We start from the raw sequence: 25,870 nt of genomic DNA on the forward strand, positions 1-25,870 counted from the left end.
GCACATCGCTGTGCGATTTTTAAAAACTGAATTAACAGGTACGTTTTGTCTTGTTTAGTTTTCAAAGATCATTTTGTCCACTTCGTTCAAGCGACTTTATTATTATAACTCGTTGACTCAGTGAAGTCAATAACTTTTTTTGAAGTTCTTTTTTTCGTTATCGCCTTGTTTAGCGGCAACGAATAATAATATACCACCTAGTAAATAATAGTGCAATAGTTTTTTTGAAGAAATACTAAGGAATTTAAAAAGAGCGGCATCCTTTCTCTATGGAGGATACCGCTCTTCTTTATTAGCGTTGTCTCATTTGCGGGAATAACAGCACATCGCGAATAGAAGGGGCATTCGTCATCAGCATAACCAGACGGTCGATACCGATGCCTAAACCTCCTGTTGGCGGCATACCGTATTCCAGAGCTTCAACAAAGTCTTCATCCATTAGATGAGCTTCATCATTACCGGCTTCACGCTCTTTTAATTGCGCTTCAAAGCGTTCTCTTTGATCAATAGGATCATTCAGCTCTGTAAACGCGTTGGCATGTTCACGGCCAACGATAAACAGCTCAAAACGGTCTGTAAAACGCGGGTCCTCAGGGTTTTTCTTAGCAAGAGGAGAAATTTCTACAGGATGCCCGTAAATAAACGTTGGCTGAATAAGCGTTTCTTCAATTTTTTGTTCGAAGAATTCGTTGATGATATGCCCTACTGTCATAGAATCTTTAATTTCTACACCATGTTCTTTTGCATATTCACGCGCCTGCTCAACAGTAACCTCTTCCCAGAAATCAACGCCAGTCGCTTCTTTGACTGCGTCAACCATATGGATTCTTTTCCACTCCGGTTTAAGGTCGATTTGCTCTTCCCCGTATTGAATCGTAGTTGTGCCAAGCACTTCTTGGGCGATATGAGCGACAAGGTTTTCAGTTAAGCTCATGATATCTTTATAGTCCGCATATGCTTCATATAACTCAATCATTGTAAATTCAGGGTTATGGCGTGTAGAGACACCTTCGTTACGGAAAACACGGCCGATTTCATATACTTTTTCTAAACCGCCGACAATTAGACGTTTTAGGTGCAGTTCGATAGCAATACGCATATAGAGTGGAATGTCTAACGCGTTGTGGTGAGTGATAAACGGACGTGCAGAAGCTCCCCCAGGAATGCTGTGCATTGTAGGTGTTTCTACTTCTAAGTATCCATGATCATCAAGGTATCTTCTCATAGCTTGAATGATCTTGCTTCGTGTAATAAACGTATGTTTGCTGTCTGGGTTTACGATAAGATCCAGGTAGCGCTGACGGTAGCGCTGCTCAACGTCTTTTAAACCATGGTATTTGTCAGGAAGCGGACGAAGCGCTTTTGTCAGCAATTCAAAGGAAGTTGCTTTAACAGACAATTCGCCTACATTTGTTTTGAAGACTTTTCCGGTTACGCCGATAAGATCACCGAGGTCAGAAGACTTGAAGATTTCATATTGGTCGTCACCGACACTGTCTTTTCTTACGTAGATTTGGATTTGGCCTTCTAAATCCTGAAGATGGGCAAAGCCGGCTTTTCCTTTGCCGCGTTTTGTCATCATGCGGCCTGCGATTGTAACTTCAATCGCTTTTTCTTCTAACTCTTCTTTGGTTAGATCTTGATATGCCGAAATAACTTCTTGAGACTGATGAGTTCTTTCAAAACGTGCGCCGAATGGATCGATGCCGTTATCTCTCAGCTGATTCATTTTATCGCGTCTGACTTGCAGCTGATCATTCAATTCTTCATGGTTATGCTCTTCTTGACTCATTGTTATCACTCCATTACAGATATTGTTTCATGAAAAAAGCAGAAAAACTGCCAGCGTAAAACTAGCAGTGAGCAGCAAATAGAGGTGAGTATTATCCTACTTTTGCATTTTGAAGCTCTTTTGCCTCAACTTCAACCGTAAATGCATCTAAAAGCTGTACAAACTCTTCTCTCGTCTCGCAATGATTGATTTCATTACGAACGTTCGCATTGCCTTTCACGCCTTTCAGATACCATGCAGCGTGCTTTCTCATTTCTCTTACCGCTACGTTTTCACCTTTTAAGTCAATCAGGCGGTCAAGATGCAGTTTGCATACGGCCATTTTTTCGCGTACTTGCGGCTCTTCTTTTAATTCACCTGTTTCAAGATACTGAACCGTACGGTAAATCATCCACGGGTTGCCCAATGCAGCGCGTCCGATCATGACCCCGTCTACTCCTGTCTCATCGAGCATACGCTTAGCATCCTGCGGTGTCTTAACATCGCCGTTTCCGATAACCGGAATCGATACTGATTGTTTTACTTCTTTGATGATATCCCAGTTTGCCGTTCCTTCGTACATCTGCACTCTCGTACGGCCGTGAAGCGCAACTGCTTTACCGCCCGCACGTTCTACAGCCTGTGCATTTTTCACTGCGAAAATGTGGTCTTCATCCCAGCCCATTCTCATTTTCACTGTAACTGGTTTATTAACAGCATCCACTACTGCAGAAACCATTTCGTAAATCTTATCAGGATCGAGAAGCCATTTGGCTCCCGCATCGCATTTTGTAATCTTCGGCACGGGACATCCCATGTTAATATCAATGATATCAGCAGTTGTGTTTTGGTCTACAAACTTCGCCGCTTCCACAAGGGTTTCCTTTTTTCCTCCGAAAATTTGAAGGCTCAGTGGTTTCTCACGTTCATCAATATAAAGCATACCCATTGTTCTTGCATTGTTGTAAAGGATCGCTTTGTCACTGACCATTTCAGCACATACCAATCCGGCTCCGAATTCCTTTACAGTCAATCTGAACGCAGAGTTGCAGACACCAGCCATAGGTGCGAGCACAACCCGGTTTTTCAATTGAATATCTCCGATTTTGAACAATTTTTCTCCTCCTTTCATTTGTTCTATTTTTCTGGCGGCGCCAATTCGTCCGCACTTATATTTAAAACATCTGCTGCATCTTGAATGATGGCAGCTGACGGCAATCGGTTTCCGCGTTCAATTTCGCCGAGAATAGAAACTGATATACCTAATGCTTTTGCAAATCCTTCTTGAGTATAACCTTTCAGCTTTCTGAATGCACGAATTCGTCTACCCCAGATTTCTGCTTCCATACTCTTACACCTTCTTGGTCTGTTTCGGCGCTTGTAGCCTCTTTTTCAACCTGCTGGCAAATTTCCGCAAGCGGCGCAAGGACAAACAAACGCTCATACATTCTCGGATGCGGAACAATTAGTTGCTCTGTTTCAATATTTTCACGATTAAATAACAAAATGTCAAGGTCTGCCGTCCGCGGCCCCCATCTTACTTCCCTTGTTCTGCCTAATTCATTTTCTATCTGCTGCGTCAGTTCAAGGAGTTGAAAAGGGTTCAGTGATGTCTTGATTTCAACAGCCATATTCAAAAATTGAGCTTGATCTTCGTATCCGACCGGGTCAGTTTCATAAATAGACGACACTTTAGTGACTGTCACCGCAGCATGCTGATGCAGTAAAGCCACTGCTTGCCTTAAATACGTTTCTCTATCTCCAATATTAGATCCAAGTGCAATATAAGCTATGTTGTTCATGACTTTTTTCTCGTAATTTCAATGGCTACTGATTTATAGTGTCCGGGAATTGGCGGGTCTGGCTTAATCACTTTCACCGTACATTGCTGAACAGGCTGAAATTTTTCGAGAACAGTGCCAGCAATACGTTCTGCCAGCGTTTCCACCAATTTTACAGGCTCCCCTTCCACGATATCTTTACATACGTGATAGAGTTCAGCATAGTTGATCGTTTGCTCAAGGTCGTCTGTTTGTCCAGCTTTGCTTAAATCCAGCTCAGCGGTTAAATCGACTTTAAACCGCTGGCCAAGTTTGTTTTCTTCTTTGAACACACCGTGATATCCGTAAAACTCCATACCTTCTACATAAACTTTATCCATGGTGCACCCCTCCCTTATTCAGCATCGCGTCCATCATTTTCGCCATTCTGGCAATTTGTTTTACATCATGGACCCTGACAATGTCACAGCCTTTTTGAATGCCGAGACACACAGTCGCGCCTGTGCCCTCAGCCCGCTCCTCAGGCGGAAGATCCAGAACACGTCCGATGAATCTTTTTCGGGAGGTTGCCAGAAGAACCGGATATCCCAGCCCGCTGAAAATCTCTAGTTTGTTCATCACTGCCAAGTTATCGTGATAGGTTTTCGCGAAACCGATACCGGGATCAAGAATAATGTTCTTCTCGTCTACTCCGGCATCAACAGCAATTTTTACACTCTCCATTAAGTCCGACAGCATATCCGGCAATAAGTCATTGTAGTTTCTTTCAGGGCGGTTATGCATGAGAACAATTGGAACATTATGTTCAGCTGCAACGGAAGCCATCTTCGGATCATGTTTAGCACCCCAAATATCATTGATAATGGATGCGCCGGCTTTCACTGCTTCATCTGCGACAGAAGCCTTGTACGTATCTACAGAAATAGGAACACCAAGCTCTTTCGTAATCCGCTCAATCACCGGAATGACTCTGGACATCTCCTCATCCTCAGATACGCACTCAGCGCCAGGCCTTGTCGATTCCCCTCCGATATCAATGATATGGGCACCATCATTGATCATCTCTTCCGCGTGCAGCAGCGCCTTGTCCAAGCTGTCATATTTTCCGCCGTCCGAGAAAGAGTCAGGCGTTACGTTTAAAATTCCCATCACCAGCGTCTTCTCTTTATATGATAAAGCGCTGGGCTTAGTGTGGATTACTTGTGTTTGATCTATTGTGTGCTGCGCCATGCTCTTCCTCCCTTTTCATGAATCATGTTCTTTATTTCTTTTTTGTATAACAATTGAAGAGCGGAGGTTGCTTCTCCGCTTTGGCTTCCATAGTTTACTTCTTCTATTTTAATAAACGGGATGATTTCAAGAACCGAGTTCGTCATCCACGCTTCGTCAGCTGTCAAGAGAGCTTCTAGCTCATATCGGCCCGTTTTGAGCTCCAGGCCGATATTCTTTGCATTTTCTATGATAAAACGTCTCGTGACGCCGTCCAGAATACCAGTATCAAGCGATGGCGTATAGATACAGCGACCTTTTCTCCAGAAGACATTAGATATGATACCCTCTGCAACAGCTCCATCCTCCGTTAGGAAAATTCCCTCGACACGTGGATCATTTCCAATTTCCCGTTTCGCATACATATTATTTAGATAATGATGAGATTTTAACCGGAACGATCCCTCAGGAGTGTTTCTCCGTATCGATAAAACCTTCCCTTCTTTTTGCAAAGGAAGGCTTTCTGGTTTCAGCTGATTCACAAAGCATAAAACGGTCGGCTTATCGTACGTCTGGGCGACAAAGCCTTTATCGCTGATCCCCGCTGATATGTTCAGTCTGACGCGGGCATTGCCATCCTTGATATCATTTAGCTTAAGCAGCTTGTCCAGCATCTCAAGGATCTCATGCTTTGAAACAGTATATTCGATTTGCAGATCCTTAAGCGCGCGTTCAAGCCTTTCTATATGCCAATCAAGCAAAAACGGGCAGCCTTCGTAGAGCCTGAAGGTTTCGAAAACACCGATCCCATATAAAAACCCATGGTCAAAAGGAGAAAGAACTGCATCTTTCTCCTCCATATACCGGCCGTTCACATATATCATCACGCAATAACTTCCTTGCGATATGTCTCAATAAAATTTCTGAGCATTTCTTTCCCAAAGGAGGTCATAATAGACTCTGGGTGAAATTGCACGCCCTCTATCGGGAGGTCATTGTGGCGAATAGCCATGATTTCTCCTTCTTTCGTTTGTGCTGTTACTGTAAAACAGCTTGGCAGCGTCTCAGGTTTTACGATCAGCGAGTGGTATCGCGTCGCAACAAGGGGGTTTTTCAACCCTTCAAAAACGGTCTTGCCGTCATGCTCGATATCCGAAGTTTTCCCGTGCATAAGCCGTTCTGCCCTAACAACATCACCGCCGAACACTTGTGCGATGGACTGATGTCCGAGACATACACCGAAAATAGGAATTTTCCCTGCGAAATGTTTAATTGCTTCGAGGCTGATTCCCGCCTCATCAGGGCTGCAAGGTCCGGGAGATATCATCAGAAAGTCCGGAGACAGTTCTTCAATTTCTTCGATTGTGATGCTGTCATTGCGTCTCACAACAAGCTCTTCCCCAAGCTCGCCCAAATACTGTACCAAGTTGTACGTGAATGAATCGTAGTTATCAATCATTAAAATCATTTCTCCGCTCACCTCATCTAATTTTTGTCTCTTCTTTGCTCAGCTCTAATGCTCTTTGCATCGCAAAAGCTTTTTTGAATGATTCCTTGTATTCGTGCTTCGGAACAGAATCAATCACAACTCCTGCGCCGGACTGCATAAATGCCTGCCCTCCGGTTGCATAAATGGTTCGAATGACGATATTAAACTGCAGATCGTGATTATATCCAAACCATCCTATAGATCCAGTATAAAGCCCTCGGCGTGTCGGCTCAAGTTCTTCTATAATTTCCATCGTTCTTACTTTCGGTGCACCAGTAATGGTTCCTCCGGGAAACACAGCATGAATAATATCTACAGCGTCATACCCATCCTGCAGTTCACCTTGGACATTAGACACAATGTGCATCACATGCGAGTATTTTTCAATTGCCATGAATTCATTTACGCGCACAGACCCGTAACGTGATACTCTTCCCAGATCATTTCGCTCAAGATCAACCAGCATGACATGTTCCGCGCGTTCTTTTTCATTGTGTATCAATTCGTTTGCAAGCGCCTCGTCTTCTTCATTTGTTTTCCCTCTGGAACGGGTGCCCGCAATCGGTCTCGTCTCTAATAGCTTGCCCTTTTTGCTGACAAGCAGTTCAGGCGATCCGCAAATGATTTGGAAATCAGGTGTTTCTAAATACGCCATATAAGGAGAAGGATTTACTTCTCTCAAGGTTTTGTAAATTTGATATGGGTGGGCAGACAGTGACTGTGACTGCCTTATTGATAGATTGACTTGAAACACATCTCCGCTGGCAATGTATTGTTTGATTTTCTCTACAGCTTGTGAGAACCCATCCTCGGTAAATGGCGCCGCGAAGGAACCATCTGTTTCATGCTTCATCTTTCGCGAAGAGACAGCGGGAAGCTCAGTCAGCCACATCTGCTCTAACTCAGATAGCCTCACATCCGCTGTTTCCTGATCAGAACCATTAACATGAGTAATCAGCCATAGAGACTCTTCTTGATGGTCATAAACTGCTATATCATCAAAAACAAGAAAATAAATATCTGGTGTTTCTAGATCATCTAACGCGAGCATTTTAAAATTTTCAATGTACCGTGCGTAATCATAGCTGAGAAACCCGATTGCCCCGCCTTGAAAGTCAGGGAACTCATGATTCGTTTCTGTTTCCAGCGTTTTAAACCAGCTGTGGAAGGCCCGTAATGGATCACCTTCTTTAAACAGCATCTCATCACCATGCTTAATTGTAGTTATTCCGTCTTTTCCTTTCACAGTTGCAATTGGATCAAGACCGGCTATACTATATCTGCCGCCTCTTGCACTTTCGAGAAGTACATGATGTTTCCGGGATTGCGCAAGTTTCTCAAATTGTTGTAAGAATGAGTCTTTTTGAAAAGGTATTTTTTTGCCTGCCGGTCTGCGTTGTGCCATTTGTATCATTCCTCTATTTTCTTTTTTACTTGTTTTTAATTGTAAAGCAATGTTGTTAGTGAAAAAAGTGAATTTCTCTTCCAAGAATAACATTCGTCGCAGACATGGCATATTTGATGCACGAAATATAAAAAAACTCCCGGCGGACCGGGAGTTTTGGCTTTTTTTAATCGAATTGATACAGCGGCGTGCTTAGATAACGTTCGCCGTTACTTGGAATGATGGCCAATACTTTTTTGCCTTTTCCGAGTTTTTTCGCTACTTGAAGAGCAGCATAAATTGCCGCACCTGATGAGATGCCTCCGAGAATTCCTTCTTCACGTGCAGCTCTGCGGGCATATTCGAATGCTTCTTCATTCTTCACAGGGAAGATTTCATCATATACTTCAGTGTTTAAGATGTCCGGCACGAATCCAGCTCCGATTCCCTGAATTTTGTGGGGGCCTGGTTTTCCTCCTGAAAGCACTGGGGAATCTGACGGTTCAACAGCGTAAATCTTGATGGAAGGGTATGCTTCCTTCAGCACTTCGCCCGCTCCCGTAATCGTTCCGCCCGTTCCGATTCCGGCTACAAATGCGTCAAGCGGGTCATCACCGAATTGCTCAACGATTTCTTTACCCGTTGTTTGGCGGTGAATTTCTGGGTTAGAAGGGTTGTTAAACTGCTGCGGCACAAAGTATCCGTGCTTTTCAGCAAGCTCTTCAGCTTTCTTAATGGCGCCTTTCATGCCTTCCGCACCAGGAGTCAGCACAAGCTCAGCACCGTATGCGCGAAGAAGGTTGCGGCGCTCCATGCTCATTGTATCAGGCATAACCAAAATGGCTTTTAATCCTTTAGCAGCAGCAACCATTGCAAGCCCGATTCCTGTATTTCCGCTTGTCGGTTCAATGATCGTATCACCGGCTTTTAATTTTCCTTCTTTTTCAGCCGCTTCAATCATGGCTAAACCGATACGGTCTTTTACACTGCTTCCAGGGTTCATGTATTCAAGTTTTAGATATACATCCGCACTGTTTTCATCTGCAAGGCGATTTAATTTAACGATTGGCGTATTCCCAATTAATTCAGTAATGGAGTTTGCTACACGTACCATTCTCGACACCTCAATTTCCGACTATTTGTATTGGTATTATGTATATAATCTATCAATTTCAAAATTTTTTGTCAATCACTTAGTACTTTTTTCCCCATAAAACCAAGATACATCGGCTTCTTTCCAAAGTGTCTTAACTGTCGCTTTATCGCCTAGCTGATCCATTGCGATTTGCCGTCTGATCTGGTCCTTTACTTCATCAAATGAGAACGTTCTTGCCTTTAGTTTTTCTTTCAGCTGGATAATGGCATATCCGTTGCTGACCTTTATTGGTTCCTGAGACCATTCATCCTCTTTGAGTGTTTTCGCCTCTTCAATGTATGCTGATGGAATGTTGTCTGATGCCTCTGTGACAAAACCTAAATCTCCGCCGTATGGTGATGTATATCTGTCAGTGGATCTTTCGGCAGCGACAGCTTCAAAGCTTGATCCGCCTTTCAGTTCTTTCAGGACTTCTCTCGCTTCTTCTTCATCTTTTACAACAATGTGCCGAATTCGATACGAATCATCAAACTGATATAGTTCCTTATTTTTATTATAGAATGATTCCAATTCTTTGTTTGAGATATCGATATCCCTTGTTAACAATTCCTCAAGGAGGATATTATAACGAATTTGGTCTTTCCACTCTTTCTCCGTCGTATGTTCATCTTCGTAAAAGGAATTATTGACCGCTTTAATCAGCAAAAACTCACGATCAACTTCGCTTTTGGATATTTTAAGGTTGTTCTTTTTAGCCAGCTGCTCAACAACTCGGACATTGATCATATCTTCAAGCGTTGACTTACCATACTGATCTTCCATTTCTTTCAGCCATTCTTCTCTTGTCACACTCTTGCCCCCGATAGTCGCAATAGACTCACCGGATGACGATGCGCCGGCTTGGGATTTCGTCAGCGTATATGCAACAGCAATACAGCAAACCAACAGCGCCCCTAAAATAATGGTCCAGATTGTTCTTGATTTCAAACCTGCTTTCAGCCCCTTTTCTCAAATTAAAAACCCGCTAAAGAGCTTAGCGGGTAGTTTGGTCACGAAGCCCTTCCAGCTCTTCTTTTGTAAATAAGTACTTTTCATTACAAAAATGGCATACTGCTTCGGCTTGTCCATCTTCTTCTATCATATCTTGAATTTCTTTTTTGCCTAGTCCTAAAATGGCTGTTTCGAACCGTTCTTTTGAACAAGGGCAATGGAATCTGACAGGCATCGTTTCCAAAATCTCAGGTTTCTCGCCTAGGACTTCTTCTAAAATTTCTTCTGGTGTCAGCCCTTTTTGGATGAGCTTAGAAATCGGCTCTACTTGAGATAGACGCTGTTCAATTTTTGTGATTGTTTCATCATCTGTTCCCGGCATCAGCTGAATAATAAAGCCCCCTGCCGCAAGAATGGTATTGTCAGGATTCACGAGCACACCTACGCCCACTGATGAAGGAACCTGCTCAGATGATACAAGATAGTAAGTGAAATCATCTCCTAATTCTCCTGAAACGATTTCTACTTGTCCTGTGAAGAACTCGCGCAAACCTAAATCTTTTACGACACTTAACGTTCCGTTTGTTCCAACCGCACGTCTGACATCAAGCTTGCCTTGTTCATTTAAATCAAAATGAACTTGCGGGTTAGAGACATAGGCTCTGACTTCTCCTTTGGCATTGGCATCAGCTACAATAGCTCCGATCGGACCTCCGCCCTCGATTTTCACGGTCAGCTTATCATCGCCCTTCAGCATAGCGCCGAGCATGAGTGAAGCTGTCATTGTGCGGCCCAATGCAGCGGATGCTGTCGGCCACGTACCATGGCGTCTCTGCCCCTCATTTACCATATCAGTCGTTCTCGCCGCATAAGCCCGAACTTTTCCGTCATACGCAAGTGCTTTTACTAAATAATCCATTACTAAACCTCCTATACACTTCCTACGCGGTTTCTTTCATAAATCAATTCCAGCCCTTTTAGGGTTAAGAATGGATCAACGATGTCTATACAATCTGATTCGTTCGCAATGAGCGGCGCCAGGCCTCCTGTCGCAATGACCTTTGGTTCCTGTTTTGCCTGCCATTTCATTCGCTTAACGATTCCTTCCACTTGGCCGACATAGCCAAATAAAATCCCAGATTGCATCGCGCTAACAGTGTTTTTTCCGATAATATTGTCGGGCCGGGTGATTTCGATACGCGGAAGCTTTGCTGCACGCGAGTAAAGCGCCTCTGTCGAAATTGTAATCCCAGGGGCAATCGCCCCGCCCATGTATTGTTTGTTTTCATCAATATAGCAGTACGTTGTGGCGGTTCCGAAATCGACAACAATTAATGGATTGCCGTATAAGTGTATCGCAGCGACAGCATTTACGATTCTGTCTGCCCCCACTTCTTTCGGATTGTCATATTTTATATTTAAACCGGTTTTCATACCTGGACCAACAATTTGCGGCTCGATATGAAAGTATTTTGTGCACATTCTTTCTAACGCAAACATGATTGGCGGCACTACTGACGAAATAATAATGCCATCTATCTGTTCAAACATAAGCCCGGAGTGATCAAATAAGGAGCGCAAAATCATCCCAAACTCATCTTCTGTTTTATGCCTGCTTGTTTCTATACGCCAGTGATATTCTAATTTTCCATCATGATATACACCAAGTACAGTATTGGTGTTCCCCACATCGATAACCAGTAACAACCTCTATCACCACTTTTGAATAGTTTCTCTACTTTACTTTTACAAACATTCTACAATACCATACACGATCAGCGGCTCATTTGTAAACAAATCGATACCAGATTTGGATGATTGTAAAAGCCGCAGCTGAGCCCATCATTTACATAAAAAAACTGCCAGCGTCAGCCGGCAGTTTTTTTAGAAAGAAAGCGAATTACTCTTTCGTATCGTCTTTCTTTTCTTCTGTTTTTGTCAGAATGTTTACTTTCACATCATCGTTCTTTTCATCATCTGAGAAATTACGCTCAGGTAATGTTCCATGATCGATAAGGTGTTTGATTTGTTCAGCGTCAAGCGTTTCAACTTTCAGAAGCGTTTGGGCAATCAATTCAAGCTTGTCACGATTTTCAGTCAGGATTTGTTTCGCACGCTCATAACATTCTTTGATGATGCGCTGAATTTCCTGATCAATTTCGTAAGCGATTTGATCACTGTAGTTCTGTTCGTTGTTGAAATCACGGCCTAAGAATACCTGACCGCCCTGAGACTGTCCAAATTGCAACGGTCCCAGTTTTTCTGACATACCGAATTCTGTAACCATTCGTCTTGCAATATTCGTCGCACGCTGGAAGTCATTGTGCGCCCCTGTGCTGACTTCACCGAAGATAATCTCTTCAGCAACACGTCCGCCCAAGAGGCCGACAATTTTATCAAGCAGCTCCGGCTTTGTTTGGAAATAACGGTCTTCTCTTGGCAGCATAACAGCATAACCGCCAGCCTGGCCCCGAGGAACAATCGTTACTTTATGAACCATATCTGCCTCATCTAAAACGAGACCGATAACGGTGTGTCCGCCTTCATGATAAGCCACGATATTGCGTTCTTTCTTGGAGATAACGCGGCTCTTCTTAGCGGGTCCGGCAATTACACGGTCCGTCGCTTCGTCAATATCACGCGCATCGATTTTTTTCTTGTTTTGACGAGCCGCTACAAGCGCAGCTTCATTCAAGAGGTTTTCTAAGTCAGCGCCTGAGAAGCCTGGTGTTCTCATGGCAATTGATTTTAGGTTAACCGTTTCATCCAGCGGTTTGTTTCTCGCATGGACTTTCAATACAGCTTCACGGCCAATGACATCTGGGCGGTCCACTGTGATTTGACGGTCAAAACGTCCCGGACGAAGTAAGGCTGGGTCCAAGATGTCCGCACGGTTCGTCGCAGCAATGATGATAATTCCTTCATTAGCGCTGAATCCGTCCATTTCAACAAGCAATTGGTTTAGCGTCTGTTCACGTTCATCGTGTCCACCGCCGAGACCAGCGCCACGCTGGCGTCCGACTGCGTCAATTTCATCAATGAAGATCAAACAAGGCGCATTCTTTTTCGCATTTTCAAACAAGTCACGCACACGGGAAGCACCGACCCCTACAAACATTTCAACGAAATCAGATCCGCTGATGCTGAAGAAAGGTACGCCGGCTTCTCCTGCACAAGCCTTGGCAAGCAATGTTTTACCGGTACCCGGAGGTCCGACTAAAAGCACGCCTTTCGGTATTCTGGCGCCGAGCTCGGCAAACTTGCGGGGATCTTTCAGAAACTCAACAACTTCAACAAGTTCTTGCTTTTCTTCGTCAGCCCCTGCAACGTCTTTAAATTTGACGCGTTTCTTTTCCTCTGTATACAGCTTCGCTTTACTCTTGCCAAAGTTCATGACACGGCTGCCGCCGCCTTGAGCCTGATTGAGCAGGAAGAAAAACAGAATAAAGATAATGACAAATGGGATGATGGTCGTCAGGAACGTCACCCATCCGCTTGTTTCTTGCGCGGGCTCAACCTTTACGTCTGTCTTTTTCAAAGCGTTAAATATCTGGTCTGCTCCCTTTCCTTCAGGAACATGAGTCAAAAAGTATTGATCTTTGTCGTAGTTTTTCAGCTGCCCTTTTACCTCATAAACACCTCTGACAGGCTGAACCGATACGCTATCAACTTTCCCGTCATCCAGGTTTTTGATGAACGTACTGTACGACATATTTTCTGTTTTCGGATTTGAGGTCTGGAAGTAGCTCACAACCCCGATTACTACTAATAAAATAAGTAAATAAAAAATGGTATTACGGAAGACCCGATTCATTCCTTACCTCCTCCCACAGTAAGCACAACTATGTTCAATAGTACCATAGAAAATCATTCCAATACAAACAATAACCATCTCGGAAGCAGGCTGCCGATCAGCTTTCATAAACTGCCGGTTTTAACACTCCGATATAAGGCAGATTGCGATAGCGCTCAGCATAATCAAGTCCGTAACCCACTACAAACGCGTCAGGAACTTCAAAACCGACAAAGTCTGCTTTGATGTCCGCTTTTCTTCCGCTCGGTTTATCCAAAAGGGTAACAATCTTAATTGATTTTGCTTTACGGTATCGGAAGAGCTCTACGAGATAACTTAAGGTTAACCCACTGTCGATGATATCTTCAATAATTAAGATGTCCCGGCCCTCTACAGATGTATCCAAATCTTTAATGATTTTTACTTCTCCAGAAGAAACCGTAGAATTTCCGTAGCTTGATACATCCATGAAATCCATTTCCAAATATGTATCAATATGCTTGATAAGATCCGCCATAAAAGGAAGTGCTCCTTTTAACACACCGATTGCCAACGGAAATGTATCTTGATACTCGCTCGTTAATTCTGCACCTAACTCTTTTACTTTCTTTTGTATCTCTTCCTCTGAGATCAGTACTTTCTCGATATCATGTTTCATCATGATTTTGCTTGCCCCCTACACTTTTCATGCTGTCTATATTGTAATACAATGCGGTCGCTGTTTGGAATCACAAGATCTTCAAAAATTGATTTTTTCAAGCCAGGTATCCAGATAATTTCACCGCTTGCGTCCGTCACAATCGGCCAGTTGTCTCTTTCTTGGAGAGGCAGTTTCTTATCAATAAATATATCCTTTACCTTTTTTGAGCCGTTCATCCCTTTTAGTTTGATCCGGTCTCCAGCTTTTCTCGTCCGGATTGTTAAGGGAAACCGCACCTTTTTTTCACTTGTGATAAAAACAGCATTCCCATGTTCTTCAGGCGAGTCCGCATAATGCCTTGCCTCTATCAGATATCCATTAGGGAGCACTGCCGTTTCATCAGAAGCTCCGCTAATTTGGTATTCAAAGGGAACATTTTTGCACTGCCATTGTTCAAATGTAAACAAACATGTCTGATATGATTTGACCACCTTCAGTCCTTTCGGAAAGTCCAGTACTCCTGAAGGACTGCCATTTTCCGCCCAATCGAGAAACTGCTGAATGTGATGGGCTGAAAAGGATGATGGAACGTTTTCATAAAGATAGTTTAATATTAGTTGAACTCCTCTTCTTTGTAAAGGCATCGGGAGGGCAAGCAATTGAGAGGAATTGATTTCAACTGATGTATTAGACTGGCTTGTGATTACTTTATTCATTTCATCTTTCGTTAATGACTGTAAGAATTGCTCATCTTCCGTCAGTGCTTCACTCACTTTCTGAAACCTTTTATGCACATCCGGAGATTCCTGCTTCAAAAACGGGAGCACTGTTCTTCTGAATCTGTTTCTTGTGTAGTCATCTTTGGCGTTGCTTTCATCCGTCCGGTAGCTCAAGCCGTTTTCACGGCAATAGTGAAGGATCTCTTCCTTTGTAATGGTTAAGAACGGCCTGATGATCCGCCCTGTCCCAAAACGTCTAACCGGCTGCATTCCCGCAAGTCCCGTTCCAAGCGTACCCTTAGCCAGTTTCATAAGCATTGTTTCAACCTGGTCATCACCATGATGCGCAAGAGCCAGATAGTCCGCTTGGTGCTTCGACATGATTTCCTCAAAAAACTGGTAGCGGCAATCGCGTGCTGCAGCCTGCTTATTGAGTCCTTTTTCCTGTGCATATGCGGTTACATTGATTTGAGCCGTTTCGCACACGAGCTGTTCAGCTTTACAATAAGCTTGGACAAAACGCATGTCCTCCTCGGATTCCGCACCTCTGAACCGATGGTCAACGTGAGCTGCAATAACATTCGCTGAACGGCCGCATAACGTATGCAACGCGTGAAGAAGAGCCATTGAGTCCGGACCGCCAGAAACGCCTACAATGATCGTCGCCCCTTTTAACGTAAGATTGTGTTTGTTTAAAAAATCTTTGACACTTTTCACAATGTCCTCCTCACAATGAGCAGGTATTTTAAAGATATTCATATCCTAACACTTTCAACCCCTCCAAGCAAAGAAGAAGCATAGGCTCTGCAGTTTGCACCATTCAGATTAAGAAAAAGATAATATAGGCGAAATAAAGCGCTAAAACACTGATCACGATCAGCGTTGTTTCAAATAACCCCCCCGACTTAGCCTGTTTCTGTTTTGGGGTATATCGCGTCTTCGTTATTTTTCCTTGGCGCGGTTTTTGCTGTCTATGTCGTGTGGCAGGCTGCGGTGATGCTTTTATAGGCTGTTTTCTTTGTGCTGCTTTTTGCCCCGCGTCTAGCATATCCTTTTTCATTTCATCTGCGGATTGATAATCTCCGTTCAAGGCTGAAAAAAGCACTTTTTTATACTTTTGAAGCAGAGGGTTTCCTTCGATGAGAGACCTAAGCTGTTCTTTGGGCTGGTTCGTTTTCTTAAATTCTTTTTTATGCACACTGTTGATCATAATCATGGCAACTGCGAACAGATCATAGGATGGCTCTGCCTTTCTTGTTCCATACCCCCAATAGCCTCTGTCATAAAACTCCGTATACTCTTTTATCGCCCGGCCTTCCTTTGTCGTGCCGCCCACATCAATGCAGCGGATCCTTGCGGGCGGACCAGTTACGATCAGATTATCAGGTTTAAGATCGCCGAATATCCATCCTTGCTGGTGAAGCACCGATAAGCTGGATAACAGCTGAATCATTAATACCGGTATCCACTCTGCTCCTTTATCACTGACATACTTCAAAAGCAGCGGCCCTTTTATGTATTCCATTGCATAAAATGAAACTTTCGTATTGGTACTGGGAATATAGGCATCATCCGTATCAAAAAAAGAAGGCCCCATCGTAACGGACTGGGCCTTTGAGAAAGATTTCAAGACATTCACTTCAGAAGTAATAGACAGGCTGTCATCACTCACCTTTAAGGCAACATGTCCATCTGATGCTTCTGCCAAATACACAATTCCATTGGCCCCTTTACCAAGCTGTTTACGCAATGTATAAGTGTTTCCATTCCACTTGCCTTTGATTGTCGTACCCGGCTTGAGGCTACATGCCAAACTCGTCAAAGCGTCGTTCATCATCTGCCAGCATGCCCCTTCTTGAGCGTATTTTTTCAAACTGCAGTGTCGCTTCACGAATCGCCGGACCTGTCGGCGTGATGCCGCCTGTCGAAAGCTTTGCAAAGAGTGTGGAAAGAGATTGCAGCTTCGGTGTCCAGTTCAGCACAAGCTCGACCTCTTGTTTTTTCCCGGGAAATATACACATCGCAAATTCGTTATTCCCGATTCGGGAATTGAGGCTTACAGACAAATCAATCAGCGCCTCTTTTACTGTTGGAAGCTTTGGCGCCATACTTGCACTTGTATCAACAAGAACCAAAACCTGAAGATGCACCGTTTCTCCAAGCTCGTCTACCACTTCCATGACTTCGCCGCGTTTTTCCGGAGAAAGCTCTTCCATTTCCACATTCTTTCCGAGAATCTGTTTCAGTTCTTGATTGACTACACCTTGTAAGGTTTGCGTCATCGCTTTCTTTGTTACCATTTGAACAGTTTGTGAAAGCTGAGATGCATAAACGACTTGGTGCACGCCTCCTCCGGCAAGTGCAATCCCTTCGACTTCCTTCATTGCCTCAGGGTCAATTTGATTTTCTTCCATTATACCAATGACATTTACCGTAATCCCCTGCTCTTTAGCAAAAGCAGCCATTGCAAGCGGGTCTTCCCCATGGTTTGAGCAGCCATCCGTTATCAGCAAAATTTGATTTAAATGTCCGTTGTTCACATTCATTCCTCCTGGAGAATACGAGGATTCTCAGATTCATATATTCCCATCTTCGCCAGAAGAAATTTGATTTATACGGAAGCGTTATGAAATTTCTTGTTTGTTTTGAAAGATTGCCGGAACAGGAATGGATGCCCACTTCGGTGTATTGTGATCAATCCGGACGACAACAACAGTCATATCGTCCTCAATTTGGCCGGATCTTGTGCGGATGACTTCTTCCATAAGCAAATCGGCAATCTCCTGCGGGTCATTTGTTTTCAACCCTTTCATTTTACGCTTCATCCATAAGTCGTGATTTTCCACATGCTTAGGCCCCTCAAAAATGCCATCACTCATCATAATTAAGAGGTCACCCGCTTTCAGCTGTTCACTCACAACCTCCACATCGAATTCATTAATAATACCGATTGGCAGATTGCTCGCTTGAACTTTCATGACCTGGTCACCCCGTTTGATAAAGCTGGGCGTCGATCCAACCTTCAAAAATTTACAGCTGGCATCTTGAAGATCGATAATAGATAGGTCAAGCGTGGAATATATTTCGTCAGTTGTCCTTAGAGACAGTATGCTGTTGATCGTTTTAATTGCTATTTTTTCATCAATGCCCGATTCAAGGATTTTTTCAAGAAGCTTGATCGTTTCATTGCTTTCAAAGTGCGCTCTTGCGCCATTGCCCATTCCGTCACTGATTGCTGCAGCATATTTTCTGGCTCCAAGCTCCATCATGCTGTAGCTGTCACCGGAGACAAGGCCGCCGCCCTTCGCAGCGTGAGCAGCTCCCGTGGACACCCTGTATGATTTTGTTGATCCAAAGGCGACATGGCTGTATCCATTCGGATGCGGAGAGTGCTGTTCGGCTTTCACAAGAATTTGTTCCTCCAGAATGTCAGAAAGCATAGGAGCAATGATTTTTTCACTTTCTCCATGTCCGCTGAACGGAATGGTCATTTCAATATCGATATTTCCTTGTTCAAGACTATAGATCTCGACATGCTGAATCTCAATTCCGAAATGCTGAAGCGCTTCTATGATTTGCTCTTCCTGCAGAAAGTGTTGTTCTCGCTCTCTTTTTATTTCCCGAGAAAAGTCGGCCATAACCTCAGAAACGCCTAAAAGCTGTTCAGCAACAAGGCGCCTGCTGTCTTGGACTTTTTTCTTGAGTGTCAAATGGGCATGATGATGTGCGAGCTCATCCTCAATCAGCTCTTCAACCTGCTTGGATTTAGAACAATACTGTTGAAACTCTTTTTTCAGCCTTCGGTTTGATGCATATTCTTTTTCCTCTGTTTCAAGCATAACTTGTTTCATTAAGTCATATGTTTTATCAAAGTTCTGTACCCAGCACCTGTTTTTCTTGTAGCACGTCTGGCAGGAATGCTCCGTGATTTTGCTTAAGAACAGATCAACTTCGCTGTCATCTGTCTGTTCGTCTGATGCTTGATAAAAGGTTGCAAAGCTTTCAGACAGCGCGTGAAATACATTGGAGAATTGGTCTACCTTCTGAGCAGTGACATCACGGATTTTTCTAGCGTATTGCTGTTGCTCTTGAAGATGCTCGACAGTTCCCGGAATATATCTCGCCACTTTCCTCGTAATAGATTGAGGTGTGAGCAAAAACAGGCAGACTGCGATTAATGACTCATAGAGCGTTGTCATCAGACCGGCAGAGCCTTCACCATATAAAGATATAAGAAGTGATCCAACGATCAAACCAATTGCTGCACCCGCTTTTTTCCCTTCCTTCAGCAAACCGCCCAATAAACCGGAAAAAGCAAGCAGACTCATTTGATATAGGTTTCCGATATTCGCCAAGCCAAGAATCAGGCCGGTCACAACCCCAACCGTACAGCCGATGCTTGCTCCGCCAATAAAGGAAAAACTCAACACAACATAACGAGCCAATATATGTTCTGCCTGCATCCCTTGGTAGGACAAGCCAGCCAGCCCCGTTAAAACAGAGGCAATAAGAATCATAAAGCAAATGATTTCCTCTATTTTTAATGATTGTTTCACTTTTTTCACAGTAAAAATCGGAAGGCTCTGAAGGAAAATCAGTGTTAAGATAAACGATAGTCCAGCCTCAACGATAGCCATTACATAATCATAGGTTGTAAATACGCCATTTTGGGCATAAACAAACCCGGCTCTTGCTGCAGCCATGGAGAAGAACACGACAATCGGGAGCGCTTTAACACGATCGTCGGTAATGAAGGCAGCCACTTTAGAAAATACGAAGAATGCCAGCAATGCCGCCAGTATGAGCAATGAGTGCTTTGGAGATATGGTCAGCGCACCTGCAAGCACAGCCAAAACCGCATAAAACGCTTTGTCTCTTCTGATAAGAAGCATCGCTCCAAAGAAAGGAAGTGCGAAAGGAAGCACCTCGGATAATATGAAAGCCCGTCCAAGCAAAAATCCGATGACAACATAAATGAATCCTTTATAGAAAAACAGTGAATGCAAATGATGAGTCACCAGCTTCGTGCCCCTGTTAAAAAACGATTGGAGTTTTTCCAAAGCTTGTCCCGCCATTGGCCCGTTCACTCTTCTTTCTGCTTTTTCCATTCCTCTCATCTCCCACCTGTTATATTCGTTGCCTGTCATTATAGCGAAAGCACAGATAGGATTTTGTCAAAAGAAGGTAACAATACCAAAGAAATCTTCGACGGTTTCTGCCTTGATATTCGTTTATGAAAAGAATTTCCGGAATGTTGTCTAAAAATGAAAAAAATCGGCTTCTGCAAGAGAAACCGATTTGTTAGGATGACCCGTACGGGATTCGAACCCGTGTTACCGCCGTGAAAGGGCGGTGTCTTAACCGCTTGACCAACGGGCCAAACAAATATGGTAGCGGCGGAGGGGATCGAACCCCCGACCTCACGGGTATGAACCGTACGCTCTAGCCAGCTGAGCTACACCGCCATATTGTTTTGTGCTTCTAAGCACAAGTTATATAATACAAAGGTTTGTCTCTTTCGTCAACAGAAACTTTAATGTTGTAATTTTCTGACTCTTAAAGAGAATGAGGATAATAAAAAAGCATCCGTCGGGATGAACGGATGCTTCATTTATTTTATAGAAAGCAGCAAGTTATCCTCTTCTTGCTCCGCGCCCTCCACGTTTTGATTCCGTATTGCGTTTTAAAGATGACAAGCGATCTTCGCTGTCTTTTAAAAACTTATTCATTTTCTGTTCAAAAGATTCTTTCGGACGGAAATCATTTCTAGGTCTGGCTTGCGGACGGTCTTTAGCTTTTTTAATAGATAAACCAATTTTCCCGTCTTTTTCAACGTTGATGACTTTCACTTCAACTTGGTCGCCGACTTTTAAGTGGTCGTTAATGTCTTTGACATAATTATCAGCTACCTCACTAATGTGAACGAGACCGGTTGAGCCTCCAGGCAATTCAACAAATGCTCCAAAATTTGTAATACCTGTAATTTTCCCTTGCAACTTGCTGCCAACTTCAATCGACATAAAAAAAGTGCTCCTCCTTAGGCTTATAAAAAGATCGTTTGCTTAATTATACCTAAATAAAAATTTAAGTGTCAACAAGGCTACTTGCTCTTCTTCTCCACATTGAAGATAATTTCTCCGTCTCCAGACATGAATAAGTCCCTTCTGGCAAGCTCTGTGACGTAATCCTCATCCTTCAATTTGGATATTTCTTCTTTTAAATCCGTTTGTTTTGTCTTTAAACTTTTCAGTTCTTTTTCAAGCTGTTCTTTCTTTTCTTCTTTTGCACTAAGGGAAGATGTTTGGGACCATACAGAGCTTGCCAGCACAATTGCCGTCAGGAATACTAGGGCGCCGAATACAGTTAACCGTCTGTACAGCCCTTTGCGTCTTCGTTTCTTCAGCTGATTTTGCCGTTCTACTTGTTCTTTATAGTCGTTTTGTATTTCAGTTATCGTTCGTTCCCTGGAAAAATTCAAACCAGACGGTCCTCCTTTCATCTCTTCAAAAACCGTGTGATGGTCGTTCTTATGGTTATCAATAGTTTCTTCTTCTTTTTGAGAAATCCTGCACCTTTTTCAAAATAACGTCTAAAAGTTAGACGCATTTTCACAGGAAGAAGTTTCAAACATTGTTTCGCGATAAAACGGATCGGAAAACACAGAACCATGACTATTTTATATAGACACAGCAGGAGAAAACCTATCAGGCTGTATGTTTTCTTGAATAAAAATGCCGCCAGCCAGATGATCGCTCCGCATGTCCACACAATAGGACGAAATAACACGTGCTGAATGAGTTTTTTGAAGAATTGATAAACAGAAACAACAAGGTAAATGACGAATTTCAGTATTTTTATATAGATTCGTTTGCAAAGGCTCTGATACGTCGCAACGCCCAGCAGAACCGCTAAAAAGATGTAAATCCTGAATTCTCCCTCATTTACATGAAGCAAGACATAAAAGAAAAGCAGCCCTTGCATAATCCAGAAAAGAATATCATGAATAAATAATAGCCATCTGGCTGTTTTGGCACGAATGACAAAGAGCCGGTATGTATCAAGCGAAGCACCAAGCCAGAGACCCATACCGGACATCGCTAGCATTGTATAGAATTGTGTCGTCAGCGTCATTTAAACAACTTGCTAAAAAACCCTTTAGCTTTATCCCCTTGTTGTTCGTCTAAGTACACTAAATCAAATACCCTGCCTTTAATCGAAACAATCCCTTTTTCCACATCAAGATTTTTCATCTGCAGGTTTTGGCCTCTGACGGAGAGCATTCCCATCACCGTTTCCAGCAGGAATTCTTCGTTATCAAAACTCTCCACATGCTTAACCCCAGAAATATCTAAATGCTTCCGGCCTTTCATTGTCACATCATGCTGTTCCGGAACAGACGAAGAACCTTTTTGATCATAATATGAATTCATCTATTCAGCCCCCATATCCTCGATACTTTTAGCATTATTACTGCATTGTATGAGGTGGGGGGTTTTTTTAGAACAAGCCTATTCGCCGAGTTTTTCTTCTTTTAGAATCGTGTACATGTTTGCAGCTTCTTCTTTTTTCGTCGTGTCTTTCAATTCATTAACTTGAACCGTTACAAGCTTTTGGCCGAAGCGGACCGTTAGTTCATCTCCCGGTTTTACGTCAGAGCTAGCTTTAGCTTGGTTTCCGTTAATAGAGATTCGTCCTTGGTCAGCTACTTCCTTCGCTAGTGTACGCCGTTTGATCAGCCGTGATACTTTCAAAAATTTATCTAATCTCATATCTATGATCTCCTCTCAGTTTCTTTTGCTTCATTCCACAGTTTGTCCATGTCCTCAAGGGACATATCAGCCAACTCGACTCCCTCTTCCTTCGCTGTTTCCTCAATGTACGAGAACCGTCTCCGGAATTTGTCATTAGTCATGGTCAGCGCTTCCTCTGGCTCTATTTTGTAGAAGCGGGCTACATTCACCAGCGCGAACAAAATGTCGCCAAACTCAGCTTTAAGATTGTGTTCGTGAGGAGCTTCAGAAACCTCAGAAGAAAATTCCTTCATTTCCTCACTTACCTTTTCCCAAATATCGCTGACGTCTTCCCAGTCAAAACCGACCTTCGCTGCTTTTTTCTGCAATTTAGCAGCTTTCGAAAGAGCTGGAAGGGTTTTCGGTACGCTGTCTAGTAACGATGATTCAGATGTATTTTTTTCGGCCTTTTTTATATCTTCCCAATTGGCCAAAACATCGTTTTCATCCTGAACCTTAACATCTTTAAACACATGGGGATGTCTTCGGACCATTTTTTCACTGATTCCTTTTATGACATCATCAATTGTGAAATAACCTTCATCTTCACCAATTTGCGCGTGAAGCAAGACCTGAAGCAAAACGTCGCCAAGCTCTTCGATCATATGGTCTGTGTCTTCTTCGTCAATAGCTTCGAGAAGCTCATAACATTCTTCAATCATGTACTGCTTTAATGACTGATGCGTCTGTTTTTTATCCCACGGACATCCATTAGGTCCGCGAAGCTCTCTGATGATGCTTCGGAACGTGGAGAATTCGTGATAAAGCAGCTTCTCTTCTTTAATCGGCGGAATATACACACTTGTTAAGTTGTTCAAGGCGACATTGCGGTCCAGCTCAAATAATGGCACTGTCCTGATCTCCTCGCCACAGCTGCCTGCTGCAGTCACGATCACGACCTCATAATCATCAGGCAGCTTCTCCATTAATGTCAGCTTCACTTCAGAAGCCGTCATTTGGTCGTAAACCTGACATATGATCAGATGATGTCTGAGCTCAAGCTCATCCGCGGACAATGTGCCGGCATCCACAAATTGAAAACCTTCAATCGGGTCAATTTGCAAGGCATTGAATGTGGCATCAAGGAAACTTTGTCCCCCCGCGACTTTCACTTGAACGTTTTCCTTTTCCTGCCGCTCCGTCAGCAGCTGAACTGTTTTTTCTGCGACAAAAGGGTGTCCCGGCACAGCGTAAACCACATCCTCACGCCGCGCCGCTTCAAAGAGGATATCTGCAATTTCTTCATATACCGCCTCGAACTGATCATGTTTCTCATATATATCGTCAAAGAAACGGATGTTCTTCGTTTCTTTTTCAAGCTCCTCAATTAAAGGATGATCCTTGGTTCTGACATACAGCGTATCTGCCTTCGTCAACAGCTTGTGTATACCAATTGTCAACTGGTCCATGTCTCCGGCACCAAGTCCCACGACTGTAATTTTACCCGCCATTTTGTTCTCTCCTTCTCATGAATTTGCTTAACTTGCTGCCGAATGGCACACTGTTCAGCTCTTCATCTGTAAATATTCCCAATCTCATCATACAATAAATAAACACCGCGCCACCAATGGCAACAGCAGAAAGGCTCTCAATCACAGCAACTCCTCTTCCTGTTGCAGGAAACAAGAAAGTCCATAGACGCGTATACGCAAGCAAGACAGCTGACATCAAAAGAGCAGATCCAATAATCGGAATCAAAACGCCTCTAAGCTTATCAAGCCATTCCTTTTGCCGAAGCTGATACAAGTTAAGGCCGGCGACAGCCGCAAAGGAAGCCGCTGTCGCAAGCGATGCGCCTTCAATCCCATAGCGCGGAACCAAAAGTGTATTTAACACCCATTTCACCGCAACACCCGCGCCCACCGCTATCGCAGGAAAAACTGTGTACCCCGCTCCCTGTAAGACTGCCGCTGCCGTTACCGCCATAGATGCAAACAAAATGGAGCAGCTAAATACTTGTAACGCACCTGTCCCTTCTCCATTTTGAAACAGCATGATATTTACCGGCTTTAGAATGCAAATCAACCCAGCCGATGCGCCTGTACCGAGCACAAGGCATAGTTTCAAAGATGACGTGATTTTTTCTTTCATGATCTTCAGCTCATTGTTTTTTACAGCCATAGAAATATACGGAACGAGTGACGTCGCAATGCTTACCGCGAAAATTGAACCGAGCTGCAGCAAGGGTTGTCCCCGATCATAGATCCCCTTTAGGCGTTTTGCTTCTTCGCTTGCCTCACCACCCGAAAGCAATGCATATAAATTCAAAGCATCAACAAGCTGGATAAACAAAAGCAGCAAACTGCTTACACAAATTGTAACCGAATATAAAAGCAGTTTTTTCGTCAATTCTTTTGTTGTGATGACATTTTCATTTTGCCTATCCGTTTGGTTGTCTCTATTCGTTTTAAACCAAAAAAACCCCAGTATCATCAATGCAACCAAACTTCCGGCAAGAGAGCCTGAAGCGGCTGCCGCTCCCGCAGTATAAAGCGAGGCTCCCTTTTTCACGAGCCAAAATGATAAACCCAAGAGCACTGCAACACGCAGAAACTGCTCTGTCATCTGTGATAAGGCTGAAGGGAGCATTTCGTGCCGCCCCTGAAAACCGCCTCTAAGCAACGCGACAAATGGGAACAGCAGAAACGCGTACGCGGTCACTTGAATTAACACGGCTAGATGCGAATCCCCCATAAAGAGTGCAATAGGAACAGCACCCAGATATAAACAAAGAAATAATAAAATACCGATTAAAGACAAAAACAACGCAGATATTTTTAATATGGTGTGATGATTTTTTTCACTATAATCATTCATCAGCTTTGAAATAATGACTGGAAATCCTGATGTGGACAGCATGACCGCAATACCAAGAAAGGGATATACCTGCTGATATATATAAAATCCAACATCGCCGACAATGTTTTGAAACGGGACTCTGTAAACAGCGCTTAAAATTTTTGTGATGACGCCTGCCAGAATTAAAACAAAAGCCCCCTGCCAAATCCAATGCCGTTTAACGCCTATTGAATCGTCCATCCAAAAGCTCCTTCCCAACGTCAGGGGCAATACGGTTCACGTATTACCGCGGCACAAATAAAAACGAGGTTATTATACCACATCCCAACCCTTGGATTCCTTTTTCGGCACGCATGAAAAAGAACAGCGTCCCAAGGAGAGCTGTTCTTTACATACCTATTTTCGAAGA

At 43.4% G+C, this 25,870-nt stretch carries 26 protein-coding genes and 2 tRNA genes; all 28 read right to left on the reverse strand.

Features of this window, described 5'->3' with window-relative positions:
- Positions 1–292: 292 nt before the first annotated feature.
- A complete protein-coding gene (lysS, locus tag SB658_RS21400) occupies positions 293–1,792 on the reverse strand; it encodes a lysine--tRNA ligase (protein ID WP_029726382.1) in 1,500 nt (499 codons plus the stop codon).
- Positions 1,793–1,883: 91 nt separating this feature from the next.
- Complete coding sequence (gene dusB / locus SB658_RS21405) at positions 1,884–2,885, reverse strand: tRNA dihydrouridine synthase DusB (protein ID WP_014475588.1); 1,002 nt, start codon at positions 2,883–2,885, stop codon at positions 1,884–1,886.
- 23 nt (positions 2,886–2,908) lie between these two features.
- Positions 2,909–3,118 carry a helix-turn-helix domain-containing protein gene (locus tag SB658_RS21410; protein WP_003226678.1) on the reverse strand — a complete coding sequence of 70 codons (210 nt, stop codon included), beginning with the start codon at positions 3,116–3,118 and terminating at the stop codon, positions 2,909–2,911.
- Positions 3,070–3,573: a 2-amino-4-hydroxy-6-hydroxymethyldihydropteridine diphosphokinase gene (gene folK, locus SB658_RS21415; protein ID WP_029726383.1), complete on the reverse strand. Its 504-nt coding sequence runs from the start codon at positions 3,571–3,573 to the stop codon at positions 3,070–3,072. The genes SB658_RS21410 and folK overlap by 49 nt, the downstream gene beginning before the upstream one ends.
- The gene (folB, locus tag SB658_RS21420; protein ID WP_014478613.1) at positions 3,570–3,932 is read right to left on the reverse strand and encodes a dihydroneopterin aldolase; all 363 of its coding nucleotides are present in this window, start codon (positions 3,930–3,932) and stop codon (positions 3,570–3,572) included. Before folB ends, folK begins: the two co-directional genes overlap by 4 nt.
- A complete protein-coding gene (folP, locus tag SB658_RS21425) occupies positions 3,925–4,782 on the reverse strand; it encodes a dihydropteroate synthase (protein ID WP_029317175.1) in 858 nt (285 codons plus the stop codon). Before folP ends, folB begins: the two co-directional genes overlap by 8 nt.
- The gene (gene pabC, locus SB658_RS21430; protein WP_015715112.1) at positions 4,764–5,645 is read right to left on the reverse strand and encodes an aminodeoxychorismate lyase; all 882 of its coding nucleotides are present in this window, start codon (positions 5,643–5,645) and stop codon (positions 4,764–4,766) included. The genes folP and pabC overlap by 19 nt, the downstream gene beginning before the upstream one ends.
- A complete protein-coding gene (pabA, locus tag SB658_RS21435) occupies positions 5,645–6,229 on the reverse strand; it encodes an aminodeoxychorismate/anthranilate synthase component II (RefSeq protein ID WP_144500612.1) in 585 nt (194 codons plus the stop codon). The genes pabC and pabA overlap by 1 nt, the downstream gene beginning before the upstream one ends.
- A 13-nt stretch (positions 6,230–6,242) precedes the next feature.
- Positions 6,243–7,655 (reverse strand): anthranilate synthase component I family protein, encoded by a 1,413-nt coding sequence (locus SB658_RS21440; RefSeq protein ID WP_144500613.1) that lies wholly within the window; start codon positions 7,653–7,655, stop codon positions 6,243–6,245.
- A 166-nt stretch (positions 7,656–7,821) separates the two neighbouring features.
- Positions 7,822–8,748: a cysteine synthase A gene (gene cysK, locus SB658_RS21445; RefSeq protein ID WP_015715109.1), complete on the reverse strand. Its 927-nt coding sequence runs from the start codon at positions 8,746–8,748 to the stop codon at positions 7,822–7,824.
- 75 nt (positions 8,749–8,823) lie between these two features.
- Positions 8,824–9,717: a peptidyl-prolyl cis-trans isomerase gene (locus tag SB658_RS21450; RefSeq protein ID WP_024571698.1), complete on the reverse strand. Its 894-nt coding sequence runs from the start codon at positions 9,715–9,717 to the stop codon at positions 8,824–8,826.
- A 46-nt stretch (positions 9,718–9,763) separates the two neighbouring features.
- Positions 9,764–10,639, reverse strand: a complete 876-nt coding sequence (gene hslO, locus SB658_RS21455; RefSeq protein ID WP_003226695.1) for a redox-regulated molecular chaperone HslO — start codon at positions 10,637–10,639, stop codon at positions 9,764–9,766.
- 11 nt (positions 10,640–10,650) lie between these two features.
- Positions 10,651–11,427: a type III pantothenate kinase gene (locus tag SB658_RS21460; RefSeq protein ID WP_010886388.1), complete on the reverse strand. Its 777-nt coding sequence runs from the start codon at positions 11,425–11,427 to the stop codon at positions 10,651–10,653.
- A 193-nt stretch (positions 11,428–11,620) separates the two neighbouring features.
- Positions 11,621–13,534 (reverse strand): ATP-dependent zinc metalloprotease FtsH, encoded by a 1,914-nt coding sequence (gene ftsH, locus SB658_RS21465; RefSeq protein ID WP_003243881.1) that lies wholly within the window; start codon positions 13,532–13,534, stop codon positions 11,621–11,623.
- A 97-nt stretch (positions 13,535–13,631) separates the two neighbouring features.
- Positions 13,632–14,174 carry a hypoxanthine phosphoribosyltransferase gene (gene hpt / locus SB658_RS21470; RefSeq protein WP_003226700.1) on the reverse strand — a complete coding sequence of 181 codons (543 nt, stop codon included), beginning with the start codon at positions 14,172–14,174 and terminating at the stop codon, positions 13,632–13,634.
- Positions 14,171–15,589, reverse strand: a complete 1,419-nt coding sequence (tilS, locus tag SB658_RS21475; protein WP_029726386.1) for a tRNA lysidine(34) synthetase TilS — start codon at positions 15,587–15,589, stop codon at positions 14,171–14,173. The genes hpt and tilS overlap by 4 nt, the downstream gene beginning before the upstream one ends.
- Before the next feature lie 103 nt (positions 15,590–15,692).
- On the reverse strand, positions 15,693–16,709 hold the full coding sequence (gene prkT, locus SB658_RS21480) for a serine/threonine protein kinase PrkT (RefSeq protein WP_029726387.1): 1,017 nt from the start codon (positions 16,707–16,709) through the stop codon (positions 15,693–15,695).
- Positions 16,675–17,412, reverse strand: a complete 738-nt coding sequence (locus SB658_RS21485) for a vWA domain-containing protein (RefSeq protein WP_003243782.1) — start codon at positions 17,410–17,412, stop codon at positions 16,675–16,677. The genes prkT and SB658_RS21485 overlap by 35 nt, the downstream gene beginning before the upstream one ends.
- A gap of 84 nt (positions 17,413–17,496) precedes the next feature.
- Positions 17,497–19,980: a stage II sporulation protein E gene (gene spoIIE / locus SB658_RS21490; protein WP_003243026.1), complete on the reverse strand. Its 2,484-nt coding sequence runs from the start codon at positions 19,978–19,980 to the stop codon at positions 17,497–17,499.
- 199 nt (positions 19,981–20,179) lie between these two features.
- Positions 20,180–20,251 (reverse strand) — tRNA-Glu (locus SB658_RS21495).
- Between the two features lie 9 nt (positions 20,252–20,260).
- Positions 20,261–20,337: transfer RNA gene (locus tag SB658_RS21500), tRNA-Met, on the reverse strand.
- Positions 20,338–20,505: 168 nt separating this feature from the next.
- A complete protein-coding gene (locus SB658_RS21505) occupies positions 20,506–20,892 on the reverse strand; it encodes a S1 domain-containing RNA-binding protein (protein WP_003218379.1) in 387 nt (128 codons plus the stop codon).
- Positions 20,893–20,972: 80 nt separating this feature from the next.
- Entirely contained in the window at positions 20,973–21,350 is a 378-nt protein-coding gene (gene divIC / locus SB658_RS21510; protein ID WP_003243211.1) for a cell division protein DivIC, read from the reverse strand.
- Positions 21,351–21,367: 17 nt separating this feature from the next.
- Entirely contained in the window at positions 21,368–22,003 is a 636-nt protein-coding gene (gene yabQ / locus SB658_RS21515; RefSeq protein WP_003243260.1) for a spore cortex biosynthesis protein YabQ, read from the reverse strand.
- Positions 22,000–22,302 carry a sporulation protein YabP gene (yabP, locus tag SB658_RS21520; RefSeq protein WP_003226714.1) on the reverse strand — a complete coding sequence of 101 codons (303 nt, stop codon included), beginning with the start codon at positions 22,300–22,302 and terminating at the stop codon, positions 22,000–22,002. Before yabP ends, yabQ begins: the two co-directional genes overlap by 4 nt.
- A 78-nt stretch (positions 22,303–22,380) precedes the next feature.
- Entirely contained in the window at positions 22,381–22,641 is a 261-nt protein-coding gene (locus tag SB658_RS21525) for an RNA-binding S4 domain-containing protein (protein WP_003226716.1), read from the reverse strand.
- Between the two features lie 2 nt (positions 22,642–22,643).
- On the reverse strand, positions 22,644–24,113 hold the full coding sequence (yabN, locus tag SB658_RS21530; protein WP_015715107.1) for a bifunctional methyltransferase/pyrophosphohydrolase YabN: 1,470 nt from the start codon (positions 24,111–24,113) through the stop codon (positions 22,644–22,646).
- Positions 24,103–25,701: a putative polysaccharide biosynthesis protein gene (locus SB658_RS21535; RefSeq protein WP_019712375.1), complete on the reverse strand. Its 1,599-nt coding sequence runs from the start codon at positions 25,699–25,701 to the stop codon at positions 24,103–24,105. Before SB658_RS21535 ends, yabN begins: the two co-directional genes overlap by 11 nt.
- Between the last annotated feature and the right edge of the window lie 169 nt (positions 25,702–25,870).

The organism is Bacillus sp. SIMBA_008, from assembly GCF_046535495.1.
In the GTDB taxonomy this organism is placed as follows: domain Bacteria; phylum Bacillota; class Bacilli; order Bacillales; family Bacillaceae; genus Bacillus; species Bacillus subtilis.

Coding starts and splice junctions, on each gene's coding strand:
- lysS (WP_029726382.1), bottom strand. CDS start 1,792: ATGAGTCAAGAAGAGCATAACCATGAAGAATTGAATGATCAGCTGCAA.
- SB658_RS21410 (WP_003226678.1), bottom strand. CDS start 3,118: ATGGAAGCAGAAATCTGGGGTAGACGAATTCGTGCATTCAGAAAGCTG.
- folK (WP_029726383.1), bottom strand. CDS start 3,573: ATGAACAACATAGCTTATATTGCACTTGGATCTAATATTGGAGATAGA.
- folB (WP_014478613.1), bottom strand. CDS start 3,932: ATGGATAAAGTTTATGTAGAAGGTATGGAGTTTTACGGATATCACGGT.
- folP (WP_029317175.1), bottom strand. CDS start 4,782: ATGGCGCAGCACACAATAGATCAAACACAAGTAATCCACACTAAGCCC.
- pabC (WP_015715112.1), bottom strand. CDS start 5,645: ATGATATATGTGAACGGCCGGTATATGGAGGAGAAAGATGCAGTTCTT.
- pabA (WP_144500612.1), bottom strand. CDS start 6,229: ATGATTTTAATGATTGATAACTACGATTCATTCACGTACAACTTGGTA.
- SB658_RS21440 (WP_144500613.1), bottom strand. CDS start 7,655: ATGGCACAACGCAGACCGGCAGGCAAAAAAATACCTTTTCAAAAAGAC.
- cysK (WP_015715109.1), bottom strand. CDS start 8,748: ATGGTACGTGTAGCAAACTCCATTACTGAATTAATTGGGAATACGCCA.
- hslO (WP_003226695.1), bottom strand. CDS start 10,639: ATGGATTATTTAGTAAAAGCACTTGCGTATGACGGAAAAGTTCGGGCT.
- ftsH (WP_003243881.1), bottom strand. CDS start 13,534: ATGAATCGGGTCTTCCGTAATACCATTTTTTATTTACTTATTTTATTA.
- hpt (WP_003226700.1), bottom strand. CDS start 14,174: ATGATGAAACATGATATCGAGAAAGTACTGATCTCAGAGGAAGAGATA.
- prkT (WP_029726387.1), bottom strand. CDS start 16,709: ATGATGAACGACGCTTTGACGAGTTTGGCATGTAGCCTCAAGCCGGGT.
- spoIIE (WP_003243026.1), bottom strand. CDS start 19,980: ATGGAAAAAGCAGAAAGAAGAGTGAACGGGCCAATGGCGGGACAAGCT.
- SB658_RS21505 (WP_003218379.1), bottom strand. CDS start 20,892: ATGTCGATTGAAGTTGGCAGCAAGTTGCAAGGGAAAATTACAGGTATT.
- yabQ (WP_003243260.1), bottom strand. CDS start 22,003: ATGACGCTGACGACACAATTCTATACAATGCTAGCGATGTCCGGTATG.
- yabP (WP_003226714.1), bottom strand. CDS start 22,302: ATGAATTCATATTATGATCAAAAAGGTTCTTCGTCTGTTCCGGAACAG.
- SB658_RS21525 (WP_003226716.1), bottom strand. CDS start 22,641: ATGAGATTAGATAAATTTTTGAAAGTATCACGGCTGATCAAACGGCGT.
- yabN (WP_015715107.1), bottom strand. CDS start 24,113: ATGGCGGGTAAAATTACAGTCGTGGGACTTGGTGCCGGAGACATGGAC.
- SB658_RS21535 (WP_019712375.1), bottom strand. CDS start 25,701: ATGGACGATTCAATAGGCGTTAAACGGCATTGGATTTGGCAGGGGGCT.